19 protein-coding genes and 1 pseudogene are annotated in these 18,369 nt (G+C 30.2%); 16 read left to right on the top strand and 4 right to left on the bottom strand.

The window, feature by feature from the left end; genetic code table 11:
- Position 1 precedes the first annotated feature (1 nt).
- The 6 genes from ACYU7A_RS10785 to ACYU7A_RS10760 all read left to right on the top strand — a co-directional run bounded on the left by ACYU7A_RS10785 (position 2) and on the right by ACYU7A_RS10760 (position 4,038).
- Complete coding sequence (locus ACYU7A_RS10785; RefSeq protein ID WP_460576475.1) at positions 2–970, top strand: PAS domain-containing protein; 969 nt, start codon at positions 2–4, stop codon at positions 968–970.
- Entirely contained in the window at positions 961–1,536 is a 576-nt protein-coding gene (locus tag ACYU7A_RS10780; protein ID WP_460576474.1) for a cytochrome c oxidase subunit 3, read from the top strand. Before ACYU7A_RS10785 ends, ACYU7A_RS10780 begins: the two co-directional genes overlap by 10 nt.
- Positions 1,537–1,538: 2 nt before the next feature.
- Entirely contained in the window at positions 1,539–1,778 is a 240-nt protein-coding gene (locus tag ACYU7A_RS10775; protein WP_112112160.1) for a cytochrome C oxidase subunit IV family protein, read from the top strand.
- Positions 1,779–1,850: 72 nt separating this feature from the next.
- Positions 1,851–2,288: an OsmC family protein gene (locus ACYU7A_RS10770; RefSeq protein WP_460576472.1), complete on the top strand. Its 438-nt coding sequence runs from the start codon at positions 1,851–1,853 to the stop codon at positions 2,286–2,288.
- A gap of 9 nt (positions 2,289–2,297) precedes the next feature.
- Positions 2,298–2,711: a c-type cytochrome gene (locus ACYU7A_RS10765; protein ID WP_460576471.1), complete on the top strand. Its 414-nt coding sequence runs from the start codon at positions 2,298–2,300 to the stop codon at positions 2,709–2,711.
- 1 nt (position 2,712) lies between these two features.
- Positions 2,713–4,038: a cbb3-type cytochrome c oxidase subunit I gene (locus tag ACYU7A_RS10760; protein WP_460576470.1), complete on the top strand. Its 1,326-nt coding sequence runs from the start codon at positions 2,713–2,715 to the stop codon at positions 4,036–4,038.
- Here ACYU7A_RS10760 and ACYU7A_RS10755 read toward each other — a convergent pair.
- From ACYU7A_RS10755 to ric, 3 genes and pseudogenes are all read right to left on the bottom strand, one after another.
- A complete protein-coding gene (locus tag ACYU7A_RS10755; protein WP_460576469.1) occupies positions 4,006–4,686 on the bottom strand; it encodes an anaerobic ribonucleoside-triphosphate reductase activating protein in 681 nt (226 codons plus the stop codon). The two genes, ACYU7A_RS10760 and ACYU7A_RS10755, sit on opposite strands and share 33 nt — an antisense overlap.
- A pseudogene (locus tag ACYU7A_RS10750) lies at positions 4,680–6,986 on the bottom strand (ribonucleoside triphosphate reductase). Before ACYU7A_RS10750 ends, ACYU7A_RS10755 begins: the two are co-directional and overlap by 7 nt.
- Before the next feature lie 32 nt (positions 6,987–7,018).
- Positions 7,019–7,747, bottom strand: a complete 729-nt coding sequence (ric, locus tag ACYU7A_RS10745; RefSeq protein ID WP_460576467.1) for an iron-sulfur cluster repair di-iron protein — start codon at positions 7,745–7,747, stop codon at positions 7,019–7,021.
- Between the two features lie 138 nt (positions 7,748–7,885).
- On the opposite strand from ric, the gene nadA reads away from it, so the two are divergent.
- From nadA to ACYU7A_RS10710, 7 genes are all read left to right on the top strand, one after another.
- Positions 7,886–8,812, top strand: coding sequence for a quinolinate synthase NadA (gene nadA / locus ACYU7A_RS10740; RefSeq protein WP_460576466.1), 927 nt, complete (start codon positions 7,886–7,888; stop codon positions 8,810–8,812).
- Between the two features lie 2 nt (positions 8,813–8,814).
- A complete protein-coding gene (gene nadB, locus ACYU7A_RS10735) occupies positions 8,815–10,362 on the top strand; it encodes an L-aspartate oxidase (RefSeq protein ID WP_460576465.1) in 1,548 nt (515 codons plus the stop codon).
- Positions 10,363–10,424: 62 nt separating this feature from the next.
- Positions 10,425–11,273: an RteC domain-containing protein gene (locus tag ACYU7A_RS10730; protein ID WP_460576464.1), complete on the top strand. Its 849-nt coding sequence runs from the start codon at positions 10,425–10,427 to the stop codon at positions 11,271–11,273.
- Positions 11,274–11,386: 113 nt separating this feature from the next.
- Complete coding sequence (locus tag ACYU7A_RS10725; protein WP_460576462.1) at positions 11,387–11,674, top strand: helix-turn-helix domain-containing protein; 288 nt, start codon at positions 11,387–11,389, stop codon at positions 11,672–11,674.
- Positions 11,675–11,685: 11 nt separating this feature from the next.
- Positions 11,686–12,519 (top strand): transcriptional regulator, encoded by an 834-nt coding sequence (locus ACYU7A_RS10720; RefSeq protein ID WP_460576461.1) that lies wholly within the window; start codon positions 11,686–11,688, stop codon positions 12,517–12,519.
- Complete coding sequence (locus ACYU7A_RS10715) at positions 12,449–13,114, top strand: P-loop NTPase family protein (protein WP_460576460.1); 666 nt, start codon at positions 12,449–12,451, stop codon at positions 13,112–13,114. Before ACYU7A_RS10720 ends, ACYU7A_RS10715 begins: the two co-directional genes overlap by 71 nt.
- Positions 13,115–13,197: 83 nt before the next feature.
- A complete protein-coding gene (locus tag ACYU7A_RS10710; protein ID WP_460576459.1) occupies positions 13,198–13,818 on the top strand; it encodes a hypothetical protein in 621 nt (206 codons plus the stop codon).
- A 63-nt stretch (positions 13,819–13,881) separates the two neighbouring features.
- Here the strand turns inward: ACYU7A_RS10710 and ACYU7A_RS10705 are convergent, their stop codons facing one another.
- Entirely contained in the window at positions 13,882–14,961 is a 1,080-nt protein-coding gene (locus ACYU7A_RS10705) for an ImmA/IrrE family metallo-endopeptidase (RefSeq protein WP_460576457.1), read from the bottom strand.
- 476 nt (positions 14,962–15,437) lie between these two features.
- Here ACYU7A_RS10705 and ACYU7A_RS10700 point away from each other — a divergent pair, with 476 nt between their 5' ends.
- From ACYU7A_RS10700 to ACYU7A_RS10690, 3 genes are read left to right on the top strand one after another with little or no spacing between them, the layout of a single operon-like run.
- Positions 15,438–16,565, top strand: coding sequence for a multiubiquitin domain-containing protein (locus ACYU7A_RS10700; RefSeq protein WP_460576456.1), 1,128 nt, complete (start codon positions 15,438–15,440; stop codon positions 16,563–16,565).
- The gene (locus tag ACYU7A_RS10695; RefSeq protein ID WP_460576455.1) at positions 16,525–17,928 is read left to right on the top strand and encodes a ThiF family adenylyltransferase; all 1,404 of its coding nucleotides are present in this window, start codon (positions 16,525–16,527) and stop codon (positions 17,926–17,928) included. Before ACYU7A_RS10700 ends, ACYU7A_RS10695 begins: the two co-directional genes overlap by 41 nt.
- Positions 17,925–18,302 carry a DUF6527 family protein gene (locus ACYU7A_RS10690; RefSeq protein ID WP_460576453.1) on the top strand — a complete coding sequence of 126 codons (378 nt, stop codon included), beginning with the start codon at positions 17,925–17,927 and terminating at the stop codon, positions 18,300–18,302. The genes ACYU7A_RS10695 and ACYU7A_RS10690 overlap by 4 nt, the downstream gene beginning before the upstream one ends.
- Positions 18,303–18,369: the final 67 nt, after the last annotated feature.

The following is an 18,369-nucleotide window of genomic DNA, read 5'->3' as shown; positions in this document are numbered from 1 at the left end:
AATGACATCAGAATTCCAAAATAAAAAATTAGAAAAAGGACATCCAATTCAAAATTATTTAGATGAAACACTTCTAATTCATTCTATTACAGATGACCTTATTCACGTTGACATCAATAATGACTTTCAGAAGTTTTATAATTTATTCAACCAACTGGCAACAATTGAAAAGCGTTTTGAACGTAAAGAAAATCAACTTTTCCCATTTCTTGAACAAAAAGATTGGACTGGACCATCACGAAATATGTGGTCTTTTCATGATATTATTAGACAAATCTTTAGAATTGTTAGACAAAACATTGAAGACAAAAATTTGATTTCAGCAAAACACAATACCGAATTAGCAATACAAAACATAAATAGATTATTGGAAGTGGAAGAAATCGTTTTATTTCCTAATGCATTAGAAATTTTATCTGATGATGACTGGAAGGTAATGCGAAGAGGGGAAGATGAAATTGGTTGGATGTTAGCCGATGTTCCACCAAACTATCCAAACGAACCTGAGTACATTCATCCATCACAAGATACTGAAAGAAGAACTGAAGTCGTTTTTGATGAAAAAGCAGCACATTATGATGAAGGATATATGACTGTAGAACAAGCAAACTTACTTTTTAAAACTTTACCTATTGATTTAACCTATGTAGATGAAAATGATAAGGTGATTTTTTATAACCGAGGTGAAGAAAGAGTTTTCCCAAGAAGTGCTGGGATTATTGGAAGAGAAGTTCGCTTTTGTCACCCACCAAAAAGTGTTGATACTGTTTTAAAAATTTTAGAAGCTTTCAGAAAAGGAGAACAAAACGAAGCTTCTTTTTGGATAAACTATAAAGATCGATTAATATACATCCGTTATTTTGCTGTGCGAAATTCAGAAAAAGAATATAAAGGAGTCATTGAAATGTCGCAAGACATAACTGATATTAAACAAGTTGATGGCGAAAAAAGATTATTAGAATGGAAATAAAACCCCTAAAAATAAATTACAAAAATTTTTACTATCCACCAGGAGGAATCTTGATGTTGATAATTATTTTTTTAGAGCTTTTTACCTTCGGAATGGCACTTGTTGCGTTGGCTTTTAGTTCCAAAGAGAATCCGCAACTTTTTCACGAATCTAGTTTGCATCTCAATAGAACTTTTGGAACTATTAATACATTTTTATTACTTGCAAGTGGTTTTTTTATTGCAAATGCGGTTCATAATTTCAAAGAAAATAATTTTGAAAAAGCTTCTTTTCAGTTCAAAATTACAATGGTTGGAGGTTTGCTTTTTATTGTATTAAAAAGTGTTGAATATTATATAAAAATTGAAGCTGGTTATTTGTTAGATACCAATAGTTTCTTTACATTTTATTGGCTTTTAACTGGGTTTCATATAATTCATGTTGTGGTTGGCTTGGTCATATTATTTATTTTAAACCGAAATATTACAAAAACATCCATAGAAGATGTTGAAGCTTCTGCCGCTTTTTGGCACATGTGTGATTTGATTTGGCTATTGTTATTTCCTGTTTTATACCTTATTTTTTAACTATGAAAAAGGAACTAACATATACGTTCGCATTATTACTATTGTTGACATTTGCTACTTTTTTAATAGTCAATCTTCCCTTAGATTCTTTCATAAAAAAATGCTTAATTCTAGCACTATTCTCAGTTAAGTTTTTATTAGTTGCATTTCAGTTCATGGAGCTTAAAAAAGCGCATTCTTTTTGGAAAATTTCAACGATAACAATTTTAATCATTATCAATTTAATCATAATTATTTCATAATAAATAAAACCATGATTGAAATCATAAAATTAGAGAACTAAAAAATAGCACTTTGCAAACAAATTTAAAAAAATGGAAAATCACATTTATAATGTAAACTTAAAATGGGAAAGCGACAGAAAAGGGCTTATCTCATCTCCCGAATTACCAACAACAATTGAAGTGGCAACTCCTCCTGAATTTGACAAAGGAATGCCCAACATTTGGTCTCCTGAGCACTTATTTACGGCTTCTGTATTGAGTTGTTTTATGACTACTTTTTTGGCAATTTCTGAATATTCAAAATTAGATTTTATTTCATTTGAATGTAGTTCTGATGGTATTCTTGAAAAAATAGAGGGTAAATACTTAATGACCAAAATTATTGTAAAACCAATATTGACAATAGCCGACTTAAATAAAATAGAGAAAGCGCAACGTGTTTTAGAATTATCTGAAAAAGCATGTTTGATTTCAAATTCAATCAAAAGTGAAGTTATATTGAAACCAACAATCAATATTGAAAATTAAAATTTATTAATGGGGACATCCAAAAAATATTTACTTTTTTTATCGCTACTAATTAGTCTTTTTTTAGCGTATAATTTTATTATTTATACTTCAAAAGAGGACTATGGAACAATTCATTTTTCCAAAAAAGCGATACAAGGTGAAACCATTTGGTTAGAAAATAATTGCAATTCTTGTCATCAATTCTATGGCCTGGGCGGTTATCTTGGCCCTGATCTTACTAATATTTATTCCAAAAGAGATGAAGCCAATATAAAAACGATGCTAACTAGTGGTGTAAATGCAATGCCAAAATTTAGTTTTAATGAAGATGAAAAAGAAGCTTTAATTCAATTTTTGAAAGAAGTTGACCTAACAGGTTATTATCCAAACAAAAAAGTAAGTATTGAATATAACGGTTGGGTTGAAATAAAAAATAAGTAACATGAAAACAGATAAATATCCGCTTTATTTTATTTACATCGGTTTAATTTCACTTCTTTTTGGGCTTCTTTGTGGGTTACTAGCTGGATTTCAATATATAACGCCAAGTTTTATTAAAGAAATTTTGCCTTTCAATGCGCTGCGTCCGCTTCATACACTTTTTGTTGTTTCCTGGATATTGCTTTCGGCAATTGGAGGAATTTATTATTATATAAAACCAAGAAATCTGCTTCTTATAAAAGTTCATTTTTGGCTGTTTGTTTTCACAGGAATTGGAATAATTATTTCTTATTTATTAAAGAATTTCGCTGGAAAAGAATATTTAGAGTTTCCAAGTTATTTTTACTTTCCAATTGTAGTAGGGTGGATTTTATTTGGCATCAATTATTATAAAACCATGCTGCCTTCATTTAAAAATTGGCCAGTTTATTTTTGGATGTGGGCAACTGGAATTATATTTATGATATATCATTTTACAGAAGCTCATTTGTGGTTGTTGCCCTATTTCAGAGATCATTTTATTCAAAACATTTCATTGCAATGGAAATCTGGTGGTTCCTATGTTGGTTCTTGGAATATGTTGGTTTATGGAACGGCACTATTTGTAATGTCTAAAATTAGCAACGATGAAAGTTATGCAAAATCCAAAAAAGCATTTTTCTTTTACTTTCTTGGACTGACAAATTTAATGTTTGGTTGGGCACATCACATTTACATTATCCCAACCGCGCCATGGATACGATATTTAGCATACGCAATAAGCATGACCGAATGGATTATTCTTTTTTCTATAATTTATGATTGGAAAAAAAGTCTTTCAAAAGAAAAGAAAATCAAATTTTCATTAGCATATAAACTGATACTTTTAGCTGATTTTTGGGTGTTTTTAAACATCATTTTGGCATTATTAATTTCTATTCCATCTATCAACTTATTCACTCACGGAACACATATTACGGTTGCACATTCGATGGGTACGACTATCGGAATTAACACTTTGATATTACTATCATCAATAGCTTTTATTATAGATTCTGAAAACAAATTTACTCTAGTCTCTGAAAAAAGAATTGCTTTTGGAATCAAGATTTTCAATGCTTCATTCCTTTTATTTTGGGTAAGTTTACTACTTATGGGAATTAAAAAAGGATATTGGAATTTCTTTAGTAAGAATGAATCTTTTAGTCAATTACAGGATTCTTTGCATTGGATTTATGTTTTATTTGTCAGCTTTGGACTCGGAATTTTTATAGGTCTTTATATTATTGTATTTGAAAATTTGAAAAACATAAAATCAATTTCTAAAAACAACTCTAATATTAGGTGAATTTTCAATTTTTGATGAATTAATTTTTAATGAAGAAGAAAGATTTCCTAATGTTTCAACATTGTTTTTAAAATACTGAATATAGTAGTTTCCTTTGTATTCTTTATATTCAAGAAAGTGAATCATTTCATTTAATTCAACATCTGAAATCAATTCGGAATGATAAGTAGTTCTTATCTCAAATGGGATTGTACTGGCTAGAAGAAGTTCAAAGGAACTTTCAAATTCGTCAAACAAATTAGACTTTGTAATTGCATTGTAACTAGGCTTTAATGCTTTAAAATCTAATGCAACATAATCAATTAAATTATTATCGAGCAATTGCTTTACTACTTTTGAGTTCGATCCATTGGTATCTATTTTGATTAAAAAACCTAATGCTTTCACTTCTTTGATTTGCTTGACAATATTTTTATGAATTAAGCATTCGCCACCGCTAAAAACTACGGCATCGAGTAATCCTTTGCGTTTTTTTAAGAAAGAAATTGTTTCAGAAAAAGTAATGGCTCCTTTTCCTAAAACAATTTCGGGATTATAACAATACAAGCAACGCATATTACAACCTGCATACCATAAAATGCAAGCTGATTTATTGGGATAATCTAATAATGTAAATGGAGTAATATTGCAAATTGGTTTGGCTAACACTGGTTTTCTCTGAAATGAACACGCTGTTTATGCTCTCCTTTTTTACCAATATTAAAACTCTCAACCGGGCGATGATACCCCATTACTCTTGTGTAAACCAAACATTTAGTTCTTAAATGTTGATTGTGCTCTAAAATTTCTACCGATTTTGTATTCATTTTGGATTGTTGTGTTTAATTGTTATTTATTGTACTTTCTAATAAAGTTTCATTATCTAATTCCTCTAAAAGTTTTTCATCACATTTTGGACAATACTCGTGCTCACCATTCAAATATCCATGCACTGGACAAACACTAAATACTGGAGTTACAGTTATATAAGGTAATCTGAACTTGGTTAAAACCGTTTTTACAAAGTTTTTACAAGCTTCGGACGAGCTAATTCTTTCGTTCATATATAAGTGTAGTACGGTTCCACCTGTATATTTACACTGTAATTCATCTTGCATCAATAACGCTTCAAAAGGATCTTGCGTGAAATCTACAGGAATTTGAGAACTATTTGTATAATAAATATTTTCTCCTTGACCTGCTTGAAGAATAGTTGGAAATCTTTTTTTATCTTCTTTGGCAAAACGATAAGTTGTTCCTTCAGCAGGTGTGGCTTCAAGATTGTAAAGATTACTTGTTTGCTCTTGAAATTCTTTCATTCTATTTCTGATATAATCTAAAATTTCCATGCAAAAGTTGTTTCCAAAAGTTGAGGAAATATCATCTTTGTCATTTGTGAAATTGCGAACCATTTCGTTCATTCCGTTAACTCCAATGGTAGAAAAATGATTCCTAAAATGGGGCAAATATCTTTTTGTATATGGAAATAAACCTCTATCATACATTTCTTTAATAAAGACTCTCTTTTTCTCCAAAGTTGATTTAGCAATTTCCATTAATTTATCTAATTGTTCAAAAAATGCTTCTTTATTACCTTCATATAAATAACCTAATCGAGCCATGTTGATAGTAACAACTCCAATACTTCCTGTCATTTCGGCACTTCCAAAAAGCCCGTTACCTCGTTTTAGTAATTCTCTTAAATCTAGTTGTAATCGGCAACACATACTACGAACGGCATTTGGTTTATAGGCACTTTCGTTTTCAACTTTATTGCCTTTTTCATCTAATATGTATTGGCTTCCAATAAAATTTTGGAAATAAGAAGAACCAATTTTTGCAGTGTTTTCAAAAAGAATTTCGGTGTTTTCGCCATTCCAATCAAAATCTTCGGTAATATTTACTGTTGGTATTGGAAAAGTAAATGGTTGACCATTGGCATCACCTTCCGTCATTACTGTGTAATAGGCTTTGTTGATCAAATTCATTTCTTCCTGAAAATGCTCGTAACGTAAATCGGTTGGTTTATCAACTCCACGCTCATTGGCTTTTACAACTAAATCATGATTGAAATTACCTTCAAAGAAATGATGGTTTTTTTTAGTTGGGATTTGTGTTTTTAAATCGTCAGGAACAACCCAATCTAATGTTATATTGGTAAAAGGAGATTGCCCCCAACGTGCAGGAACATTCAGATTATATACAAAACTGCGAACCGCTTTTAATACTTCATCAAATGAAAGATTATCCTTAAAAACGTATGGCGCTAAATAAGTATCAAATGAGCTAAATGCTTGTGCACCTGCCCATTCACTTTGTAAAATACCAAGAAAGTTAGCCATTTGCCCCAATGCTTCTCTAAAATGTGAAGGTGGTTTACTTTCAACACGACCACGAACACCATTGAATCCATCATTTAATAAAACTCTTAGACTCCACCCGGCACAATAACCTGTCAAACAATCTAAATCATGAATGTGAATATCGCCGTTTCGGTGGGCATAACCTTCTTCTTTGGAATAGACTTTATCTAACCAATAGTTCGCAATGATTTTACCTGCCACATTATTTACTAAACCTGCATTAGAATAGGACGTGTTTGCATTAGCGTTAATTCTCCAATCGGTTTGTGAAATGTATTCTTCAATGGTTTGTGTGCTGTCAACATAGGTTGTATCATCATTTAATCCTGCTACATGTTCACGTTGTAATTTTCTTGTATGCCGATAAAGCATGAACGAACGCATTACTGTAAAATACTCTTTTTGAAATAGAGTTTTTTCAATCATATCTTGTATTTCTTCTACAGCCCAAGTATCTTTAATGTCAATGGAAGACATAAGACTGTTGAAAATACTTTCATCATAAGGAATAGTGACGCTTTCAAAACTTTTCTCAATAGCATCCTTTATTTTGTAAGATTCAAATGGTTTGTAATCGCCATTTCGTTTAATCACGAATTTTTCCATAGTATAAATATTTTGTTTCTATGTTTATTTAGTTAGTTGAGATTAAGTTTTGTTTCCATTTCTTTTGCTTTTGGGAATACTATGTTGTTTTCTAAATGAATGTGTTTGTGCAAATCTTGTTCAAATTCTTTCAGCATTGCAAAAGTCACTTTATAAGTTTCACATGCATCTGTTGAAGGATTGTAATTATTTGTGAGTTTTGCAATTTCTCTAAATCGTTCTCCTTCTGCATCATGTTCATTCATCATCATTGCAATAGGATTATTTACGGTTCCAAAATGAGGATGCTCAATAGCAGTATTTGTTCTTAAAGCGTTAAATAATTTTTTAATAAAAGGGAATAAAACCAATTCTTCCTTTTTCATATGCTGAGCTAATTCACCTGTAGAAGTTTTAAAATGTTCAGTGATTTCAAATAATTCTGAATGATTTTTACCATGTACTTTACAAAGTTTGTCAAGATATAATAGCAATACATCTGATTTTACTTCAACATAACGATGATGTACTTTCTCAATGTAGTCAATTAATAAGTCAATAGGCCAAGATTTAAAATCTATATCATGTGTTGTTTTCGTATTAAGAATAATATCTATTTCGTGTTGAACTTCAATTGAATCTATCCCTTTTTCGTCACATACTTCCTCCAAAGTTATATTTCCTTTGCAACAAAAATCAATTCCATATTTTGAGAAAACAGAAGCTGTTCTGTAATCTTCAGCTACCCATTCTCCTATTGTTAGGTGTTCTAATGTATTCATAATATTGAAATTTAAGTTTCATCAATAATACAACCGTTTTAAAATAAAAAATTATGATTTTAATCATATTGTTTGAATAATTTGAATCGTTACTTTGAAATTATTATTATTTATATAATTTCAAATATTTATATTTGTGTGAAAAATTTAAAACAAAAAATTATAGCTTTAAAAAAGCAAAAGAATGCAGTTATTTTAGCGCATTATTATCAAGAACCTGAAATTCAAGAAATAGCTGATTATGTTGGTGATAGTTTGGGTTTGTCACAAGAGGCTACCAGAGTTGAAGCCGAAATCATTCTTTTTGCAGGTGTTCATTTTATGGCAGAAACTGCTAAAATTTTAAATCCGACTAAAAAAGTTATTCTTCCTGATTTAGAAGCTGGTTGTTCTTTGGCTGCTTCATGCCCACCACATCTTTTTAAAGAATTTATTGAATCTCATCCAAATCATACTGTTATTACCTATGTAAATTGTTCAGCAGAAATAAAGTCTCTAAGTGATTTAGTTTGTACTTCTTCTAATTCATTAAAAATTGTAGAATCAATCCCTAAAAATATCCCAATTATTTTTGCACCTGATAAAAATCTAGGTAAGTATATTATTCAGAAAACAGGAAGAAAAATGCTACTTTGGGATGGATCTTGTGTGGTTCATGAAGCTTTTTCATTAGATAAATTAATTGAACTTCATAAAAAAAATCCTGATGCAAAAATAATAGCTCATCCTGAATCTGAAACTCATATTCTTGAAACGGCGAGCTATGTAGGTTCAACTTCGGGAATGATTAATTATGTAAAGTCTTCTCCGAGTGATAAATTTATTGTTGCTACTGAAGCGGGAATTTTATATAAAATGCAACAAGAAGTTCCGAATAAAGTTTTGATTCCTGCACCTTCTCAAGAAGATAATACTTGTGCTTGTAGCGAATGTGGTTTTATGAAGATGAATACTTTACAAAAAGTATATGACTGTTTGCTTAATGAAGTACCTGAAATTACCATTCCTGAAGATGTCAGAATGAAAGCACTAATTCCAATAGAACGAATGCTTAAATTATCCTAAAAATGATACAAACTGATTATTTAATAATTGGTTCTGGAGTTGCTGGTTTGACTTTTGCTATTAAAATTGCTACTAAGTTTCCAAACAAAAAGATTACAATTGTCACCAAATCTAGTGAAGATGAATCAAATACTAAATATGCACAAGGTGGCATTGCCATTGTTCAAAATAAGTTAGAAGACAATTTTGAAAAGCACATAGATGATACCTTAGTGTGTGGAGATGGCTTGTGCGATAAAGATATAGTTTCTATGGTCATTACTGATGGTCCAAAGCGATTAAAAGAGTTAATTGATTGGGGAACAAATTTTGATCAAAACGAAGAGGGTACTTTAGATTTAGGGAGAGAAGGAGGACACTCTAAAAATAGAATTGTTCATCATAAAGATCAAACTGGATATGAAATTGAGCGAGCTATTTTAAAACAAGTTCATACGAAAAACAACATTGAGATTTTTGATTATCATTTTGCACTTGAATTAATAACAGAAAATAATTATTGCTATGGTGCTTATGTTTTAAATGAAAGAACTAACAAAATTTCAATTTTTCAAGCAGAATTTACTTTGTTAGCTACTGGTGGAATAGGTCAAGTTTATGGACATACAACTAACTCGTCGATTGCAACTGGTGATGGAATAGCTATGGCAAATAGGATTAATGCTACTATAGAGGAAATGGAATTCATTCAATTTCATCCCACTGCTTTATATAATAAAACTTTTTCATCAACATTCTTAATCTCTGAAGCTGTAAGAGGTTTTGGAGGATATTTGCGAACTAAAAATGGTGAGCGTTTCATGATGAAATACGACAAAAGAGGTGATTTAGCATCTAGAGATATTGTATCACAAAGTATTGAAAAAGAGTTGAAAAAATCGGGTGATGCATGTGTTTTTTTGGATTGTACTCATTTGAATATGGATTTATTCATCAATCATTTTCCGATGATATACAGTAGTTGTAATGCAATTGGAATAGCTATTGAAAAAGATTGGATTCCTGTTATTCCAGCTCAACATTATTTGTGTGGCGGTATCTCAGTAAATAAAAACGGACAAACTTCAATAAACAATTTATTTGCCTGTGGAGAATGTTCTCAAACAGGTTTGCACGGAGCAAATAGATTGGCTTCTAACTCTCTTTTAGAGGCATTAGTATATTCAGATAGAATTTACAATTTATTAGCAAGTTTAAACCATGTAGAACTAAGAGAGAATAAGTTTTTTCCAAGTTGGGAAGATTGTAACTCCGAAAACGTGAATCAACAACTAGTGATAAAAATGAAAAAGGAACTCCAAATTTTGATGCAAAAGAATGTTGGGATTGTAAGAGATGATTCGGATTTGATAGAGGCAAAAAGGCAACTTGTAACTTGGAGCTATGAATGCATCAGAATTCAAAAAGAATATAAAATTAATAAAGAGTTTTATGAACTTAGAAATATGATAGAAGTGGCTTTTTTAATTGTAAGAGCATCTATTAAACGAAAAGAAAATAGAGGAGTATTTGTAAAAGATGTCATTTTATATCACACCAATTCTAACTAATCTTACTAAGATAATATTGAAATTTAAGTTTCATCAATATTTAGATTTTTAAATATAGTATTTTGAAAAGCAGAGCAGTACAATTATTTTCTAAACTAAACGAACAATTAAATTTTGCAGATTTAGAAATAGATGATCCCATTCAAAGAAGTGAAAGTGCAATTAATATAATTGTAAATTCAATCGAAAAATTAAAGATAATTTTCGAAAAAGAGAAAAATAAATCACAAGAAATAGAAATTGATTTCTTTAAAAACATCAAACCTAAGTTTACTTCAAAACTGATATATTACAATGCAATTTTCAAAATTGAAACCAAAAAACCCCATGGTGGCGAACGTATTTTAAAAAAATATCTAAACAATGAATTAGATAAACTAAAACGTTACTTTGATAATAATTTAGATTTTTACAGATATTATCGCACAGGAAGTAATTACTTAGATACCAAATATTTCACGAGAGGAAAATTTGATATTAAGATGGCATTAGATAGTTTTTATTTTGAAGCAGATCGCACATTTTCAACATCTCATGATTTCAAAGTCGCTAAGATAATGGCACACGATTTAATCCAAGTTTATTTGGAAGATAAACTGCTAATGATGGAAAATAGAGAGCCAAAAGAAAAATCACAAGTCAATCCCAAGTTGAAACAAAATTGGACAGGTTCTAAAGTCGCATTAATTGAGCTTCTATATGCTTTGCATACCGAAGGTGTGTTCAATAATGGAGCATCCGATTTAAAGGATATAGCAGAGTATTTTGAAAACATCTTCAACATAGATTTAGGACAATACCACAGGGCTTTCCTTGAAATAAGAATGCGAAAATCAGACCAAACCAAATTCCTAAACGCATTAAAAGAAAAATTAGTGAAGCGTATGGAAAATACAGACGACTTACTGTAAGATCAATAAATACAATACTTTGAACAAAAATCATTCACAACTTGTGATTGACTTGTGATTTAAAACTATTCAAATACTACAATTTTGTACCATAACAATATAAAACATACGTTATGGCAATCGAAGTTATCACTCGCGAAGACTTAAACGAATTCAGAAGTCTTCTTTTGAACGATTTAAAAGAAATCATTCAATCCAAACCACAACAAACAAAACAGTGGCTCAAATCCAAAGAAGTCCGCAAACTGTTAAACATTTCTCCAGGTACTTTGCAAAATCTCCGCATAAACGGAACACTGACCTACACCAAAATAGGCGGCATTATGTATTATGATAATTCAGATATTAATGAATTATTAAATGGAAACAAGGTAAACGCTTTGCCTACTCTATTTAAATAATTAAAATCCAAATGAATTACATAAAACATCTCACTGGTTTCTTTGAGAAAGTAGCCATTGATAAAACACTAAATCCAACACACGTTAGCTTATACATTGCCTTATTCCAATTTTGGAACTGCAATCGCTTTAAAAATCCAATAAGCATAAATCGAGATGAGGTAATGCGAATAAGTAAAATCAGTTCTAAAGCAACCTATCACAAATGTCTGAAGAACTTGCATAGTTTGGGGTATATCAATTACGAACCATCCTACAATCCATTCAAAGGAAGCCATGTCATTTTATTCAACTTTTCCGAAGATTTAAAACCGTTACCAAAATCCGAAAGAAAACCAAAAAATGAACCACTTATTGAACTTGTTTCTGAACAAGCTTTGAACAAGTCTTGTACTAGTAGTGAGACAGGTACTGAACAAGCATTAGTACCTTCTATAAACTATATAAACAATACAAACATTTTAAACGATAAAAAGGTTTCAAACTTGGAAAAGCTCACAAAAAATTTTGAAGAAATAAATAATTCAGATTTAAAAAACGAAGATGAAGAAAAAGAAAAAAGTTCCGCGAAAAAAGAAAAAGAAGAAAAGTTACAGCCATCAATCGAAGAAGTCAAAACCTATTTCCAAGAAAATAACTTTCCGGAACAAGAAGCTCAAAAATTCTTCAACTACTTCAAAAGTGTTGGTTGGTTAGTCGGAGGCAAAACACCAATGGTCGATTGGCAAGCAGCAGCACAAAATTGGATGATTAACGCACCAAAATTTATTTCAAATGCAGAACAACCCAACAGAGCAAAACAACTCAACACAACAACCGACAAAGATTATTCAGAGCCATTATAGCTATGATGAGGTTATCATTTGGTTAGAAAACAAAGGAGTTGAACTATACGGCAATCATTTCAAAATCCTTGAAACCGATTACCCAATTGTATACAAACTCATTGCCTATTTCCTAAAAGACGAGCCAACATGCTTTCAATACGGCATAAACCTCAACAAGGGAATTCTATTAACCGGACCAATCGGCTGCGGAAAAACATCATTGATGAACTTAATGAAATACCTAACAGCAACCGAACACAAGTTTTTCGTAAAACCGTGCAGAGACATCAGCTTTGAATTCATCCAGGACGGCTACCAAATAATCCACAAATATAGCATAGGTAAACTATACCAATCAGAACCAAGAACCTACTGCTTTGACGATTTAGGAACAGAAAACAACCTAAAATATTTCGGTAACGAATGCAATGTAATGGCAGAAATTCTATTAAGCAGATATGATCTATTCATTTCCAAAAAACTTCAAACCCACATCACCACAAACCTATCCGCCACAGAAATAGAAAAACATTATGGCAACAGAGTTAGAAGTCGTTTACGTCAAATGGTAAACCTAATAGCATACGATAAATCAACACCCGACAAAAGATAAAAGTTGTCACACTGAGCGCAGTCGAAGTGCTTCGCGAACTTTGTGCCTTCTTTGTGCTCTTTGTGGTTAAAAAAACTAACAACATGAAAACAATAACAACCTTCTGGAACCACTTCCAACAAAACAACTTCGTTTTCTTACTCCTAAACGAAATCTCAAAAGACGAACTAAAAACCCATTTCGATAAACTAATCCAAATACTACATCAATACAACAAAGACCTAGACCTCATAATCAAAAACAAAAAAAACGGTGCAGAATTAATCATTACCGCAAACGGAAATCCATACCTTTTCAAAGAAGTAGAATTAATAGTTCATCATGCACCAGTTGTAGAACGTTGGAAAATAACAGCATTCATCCAACCCGAAACCAACCTCACCAAATACGAAAACTGCACAGACAAACCACTAGAATATTACGGCATCACTTTACAAATAAGCGAAATGTATTTCATTCCACTAGAAAACCCAAACAAACCAACCGATTTAGGAATAAAAGTGCTACTCAAAAACTACATTGTCCACAAAGACAACCCAAGACTTCGAGAAGCGGTTTACGTTCACATTGAACATTTAATTGGTGAAAAAGCATTTGCCAATGATATTGCATTTATTGAGATTAGTCAATTGGAAGGAGACCATGAAAATCAAATCGAATTGTTTAATCTGAAATCATATATCGAAACAGAAATAAAAAATTAAGTTTCGGCAATAAACATGATTTACTGCCAAAACTTAATTATTTAATATTGCATTAATAAAGTTTTATTGTAATAAGTTTAATCGATTAATAATACTTCTTTTTGAATAATATTCTGGATATTGAAAACACAAACGTCCTCTTATTATTCCTGGATGTACTTTAATTCTTCTTGATAAATCAATTATAGTACGATCATCATATTCAAAATTAGAATATAAAAAATCATCCCATATTTCTTGACTGATTAAATGATCTCTAGCGTAAGTATTAGCCTCAAATTCCTCTTGTTCTGTATTAGAGGTAATAACAAAAAAAGAATCATGTTTATATTTAGGTTTAGTAAAATGTTTGAATACATGACCTAACTCGTGCATGATTGTAAATGCAAAATTATCTAATCTATTATATTTTAAAGTTAAAACAATTGTTGGATTATCATTAGACATAAAAGACTTACCGTCAACAGGTGTTTTTCCTGGTCTGTCTAATATTAGAAATTTAATTCCATATTTTAAAAGAATTTTCTTTGTATTATCAATGGTATCATGGTTTCTAAAAAAACATTTTTTTAATTCATCAATTAATAATAGCTCTTTATCTTTATCAAAAGGTTTAGCTTTTATTTGAGAAGCATTATATTCAGCCAACATTGACCAAGCAATAACATTATTCTTATTTTCTTCAAATGCAGGTGATTTTCTGAAATGCTTAAAATTATAATTCTTAATAAAATGCTTAAAATCATTTATATTATCAACATTATAAACCTTAAAGATTGAATTAATATCTTCAGAAATATCATTCTTTATAATTCCTTCCTTTTTAAAGTAATTTACAGGTATAATTTCTTCAAGCTCTTTCCAAATATTAATTTCAGTAGTCTTTTTTGTAAACTCTTCATTGTTTTTGGTTTCATTTATTAGAAAATTAATTTGTTTTTCCATCCATTGTGTTGCTTTTCCATAACCAGCAACTTCCAATGAAATAGCAATATTTACATTAATATTTCTAGTCCCTTTTAGAATGCTATTAAGTAATGATAAAGTAATTCCAATTTTTGCAGCAAAATCTCTTTGTGTGATATTATTACTACTTAATATATCATTCAATTCTAATCCTGGATGAGAATTTTTTGTTGACATAAACTTAATTTTAAGTTACAAATTTAGTATTGTTTTTTGAATATCTAATCTATTTATACATATAACGTATAAATTATTTTTTTATTTTACATAGACTATTTTTTTGTTCACAAATATAGAACAAATATAAACATTTTAAAGTTAATAAATATTTTTATAAAAAATAACAAAAAAATAGTTTGTAATATATTTTTTCATAAATTTGCATAGAACATTTAAAAATAATATTTGATTAAATAAAAAAACTCAACTATCTGTTCGAGCAGTTAGTTGAGCATGAATTTTAAAGGCGTAAGTTGTTGAGGACTTTTAAATGATAGGCTAATCAACCTAAATCATTACCTTTTGTTATACAAAAATAAGGCATATTTTGATTTCTTGCAAGTTTTCGTATAACTTTTATGTTGTTGAATTTCTTCTCCATTCAAAATTCAGCGTCAAATTGCTTGAAGGATTAATTTTAAAAATTAAAAATTATGTCTTTTAAATATAGATTAAACGGAGATTATGTAGAGTCATTGAACTCAAAAATAACAGGTAAGGAAATTCTTGAAACTGCTGGATTATTACCTGTTACAGATTACGAATTATTAATAAAAATTAATGAGAAAGGTTTCGAACCCATCGAATTATCTGAGAAAATTGACTTAAAAAGCCCAGGTGTAGAAGGCTTTGAGGCTAAACCTTATGATGCAGTAACTATATATGTTGATGAAGTTGCAATTAAAGTAAATGAATCTTTTTTTACAGCAAATCAAATATTAGAATTAACAGGTAAGATTGTAAGAAACTTTTATTTAGTACAATTGAAAGATGATAATGAAATTAGTTATAAAAACGATAGAGAACATAAAATTGCTGTTCGAAATGGTTCTAAATTTATTACTTATGAGGTTGAAATTATTGACATTGAACACCACTGTAATAACAACTTACCTATTCCTGATGATTGTAGATATAAAATTCTTATCGACAGAGAACCTTATGTTGTAAATGAGAAATGTTTAACTGGGAAAGAGATTTTATTACTAGCAAATAAAACTCCTCCTGAAAGATTTCAATTGCGTCAAAAATTTAAAGATGGAAGGGTTGTCACTATTCCTTATGACCAAAAAGTATGCTTTACTGATCCGGGGATTGAAAAATTTAAAACAATTCCTTTAGATCAGACTGAAGGATTGGTTTTAAGAAACGAATTTACTTTACTAGAAGAAGATGAAGCTTTTTTAAATTCATTAGATTTAAAATGGGAAACTGTTAAAATAAATAATGTTAATTGGGTTTTTGTACATAATTATCCTATTCCAAATGGTTATAATGTATCTAATGCTATATTAGGAATTAGAATTGTAGGCGGTTATCCTACATCTCCTCTAGATATGGTTTATTTTTATCCAAGTTTAAATAGAGTTGACGGCATGCCTATTACGGCTTTAACTCCTTTACAACTTAATGATAAGTGTTTTCAACAATGGTCAAGACATAGAACTGGTGCTAATCCTTGGAGAGTTAATGTTGATAATTTGAGTACACATATTCCATTAGCAGATTTTTGGTTATTAAATGAATTTGAAAAAAGACCAAGTAATGCAATATCAGCTTAGAATAGCGGGTAAGCATTATAATAGTCTAAAGCAACACCTCTTTCCTGGCGATGGGAAAGAGGCGGTTGCTATAGTACTTTGCGGCAGGTATGAAAGAAATGGAATTTCCATTTTGCTTACTCATAAAATAGAATTAATACCGCACGACGAATGTAACAGAGAAGTAGATTTCGTAAATTGGAAAACCGACAGGATTATTCCACTTTTGGAAGAAGCTGAAAAAAAAGGTTTAGGTATTTTGAAAATCCATAGCCATCCAACGGGTTATTCTAAATTTTCTGCAACAGATGACATTTCTGATAAAGAACTATTTGAATCAGTTTTTGGTTGGTGCAATCATGATGGTATTCACTCCTCATCTATAATGTTACCATCTGGTGAAATCTTTGGAAGAATTTTTACTCCAAATTTAGATACTTTTCCTTTAGATAAAATTTCAATTGCAGGTGATGAAATAAATGTCTTTAAAAATATTATTCATGCAGAAAATGAATTTTCATTAAGAACAAGGCAGGCTTTTGGTGATTATACTTTTGACAAGTTAAATAATATGAAGATTGGAGTTGTAGGATGCTCTGGTACTGGTAGTCCATTAATTGAACAATTAGTTCGATTAGGTGTTGGTTCAATCGTTATTATTGATCCAGATAATGTTGAGCGAAAAAATCTAAATCGCATTTTAAATACGACAATTGAAGATGCCGATATGGGTAGATTTAAAACAGATGTCTTATCAGATGCAATTAAAAAGATAGGTATTAATACAGAGGTAATCTCATTTAACCAAAATCTTTATGATTGTATCGAAGCAATTGAAGACTTAATTCTATGTGATGTTGTTTTTGGTTGCGTTGATAGTGTTGATGGTAGGCATTTAATTTCGCAACTCACTAATTTCTATTCTATTCCATATTTTGACATTGGAGTAAGACTTGATGCAGATGGTAAAGGTGGCATTAATGGTATAAATGCAAGTATTAATTATATTCAACCTGGATGTTCTTCACTTTTAAGTAGAGGTTTGTATACACCCAAAAGATTGTATGATGAAAGTTTGCTTCGCCAAAATCCAAACGATTTTAAAGAGCTGGAAAAGCAAGGTTATGTGCATAATGCTAATGTAGATAGACCGGCTGTTATTAGTGTTAATATGCAAATCAGTAGCATGGCCATAAATGAACTTTTGAATAGATTACATCCATATAAAGATGAAACACCAGATAAATATGCAAGAGTTATGATGGATTATACTGGAGGATGCGTTATTAATCAGGCTGAAAATGAATTTATAGAAGATGAATATTCCGCAAATTATTTAGGTCGTGGAGATTGTAAACCTTTTTTAAGAATGACTGAATTATGATGAAGATTATTAGAAAAATTTATAGTTGGTTTTTATGGTTTTTCTCTAAAAAAGAGATAAAATCAGAAGACATAATTGTTAAAGAAGATTCAGATACTTTTTCATATAGTTTTGTAGTTGATTTACCTGATACAATAAAATCAAAACAAATTTTGATTATTAAAGATGGTGTTGAACCAGAACTTTTAGTTTTAAAATGCCCATGTGGATGTAATCAAGACATAATGCTAAATTTATTGAAAGACACCAAGCCCAAATGGGATTTTGATTTTACTTCAAAAGCTGAAATTAATATTTATCCATCAATATGGAGAAATATTGGATGTAAAAGTCATTTCTTTATTAAAAATGGTAAAGTTGATTGGGTAATATAAGAGTTTATATATAAGCCAAAATATTGATTAGTTAATATCTTGGCTTTTAAACTTTATTTCAAAAAAT

Source organism: Flavobacterium koreense, assembly GCF_054776075.1.
Note: the sequence above shows the minus strand (reverse complement) of the source record. Positions and strands in the feature narration are given on the sequence as shown.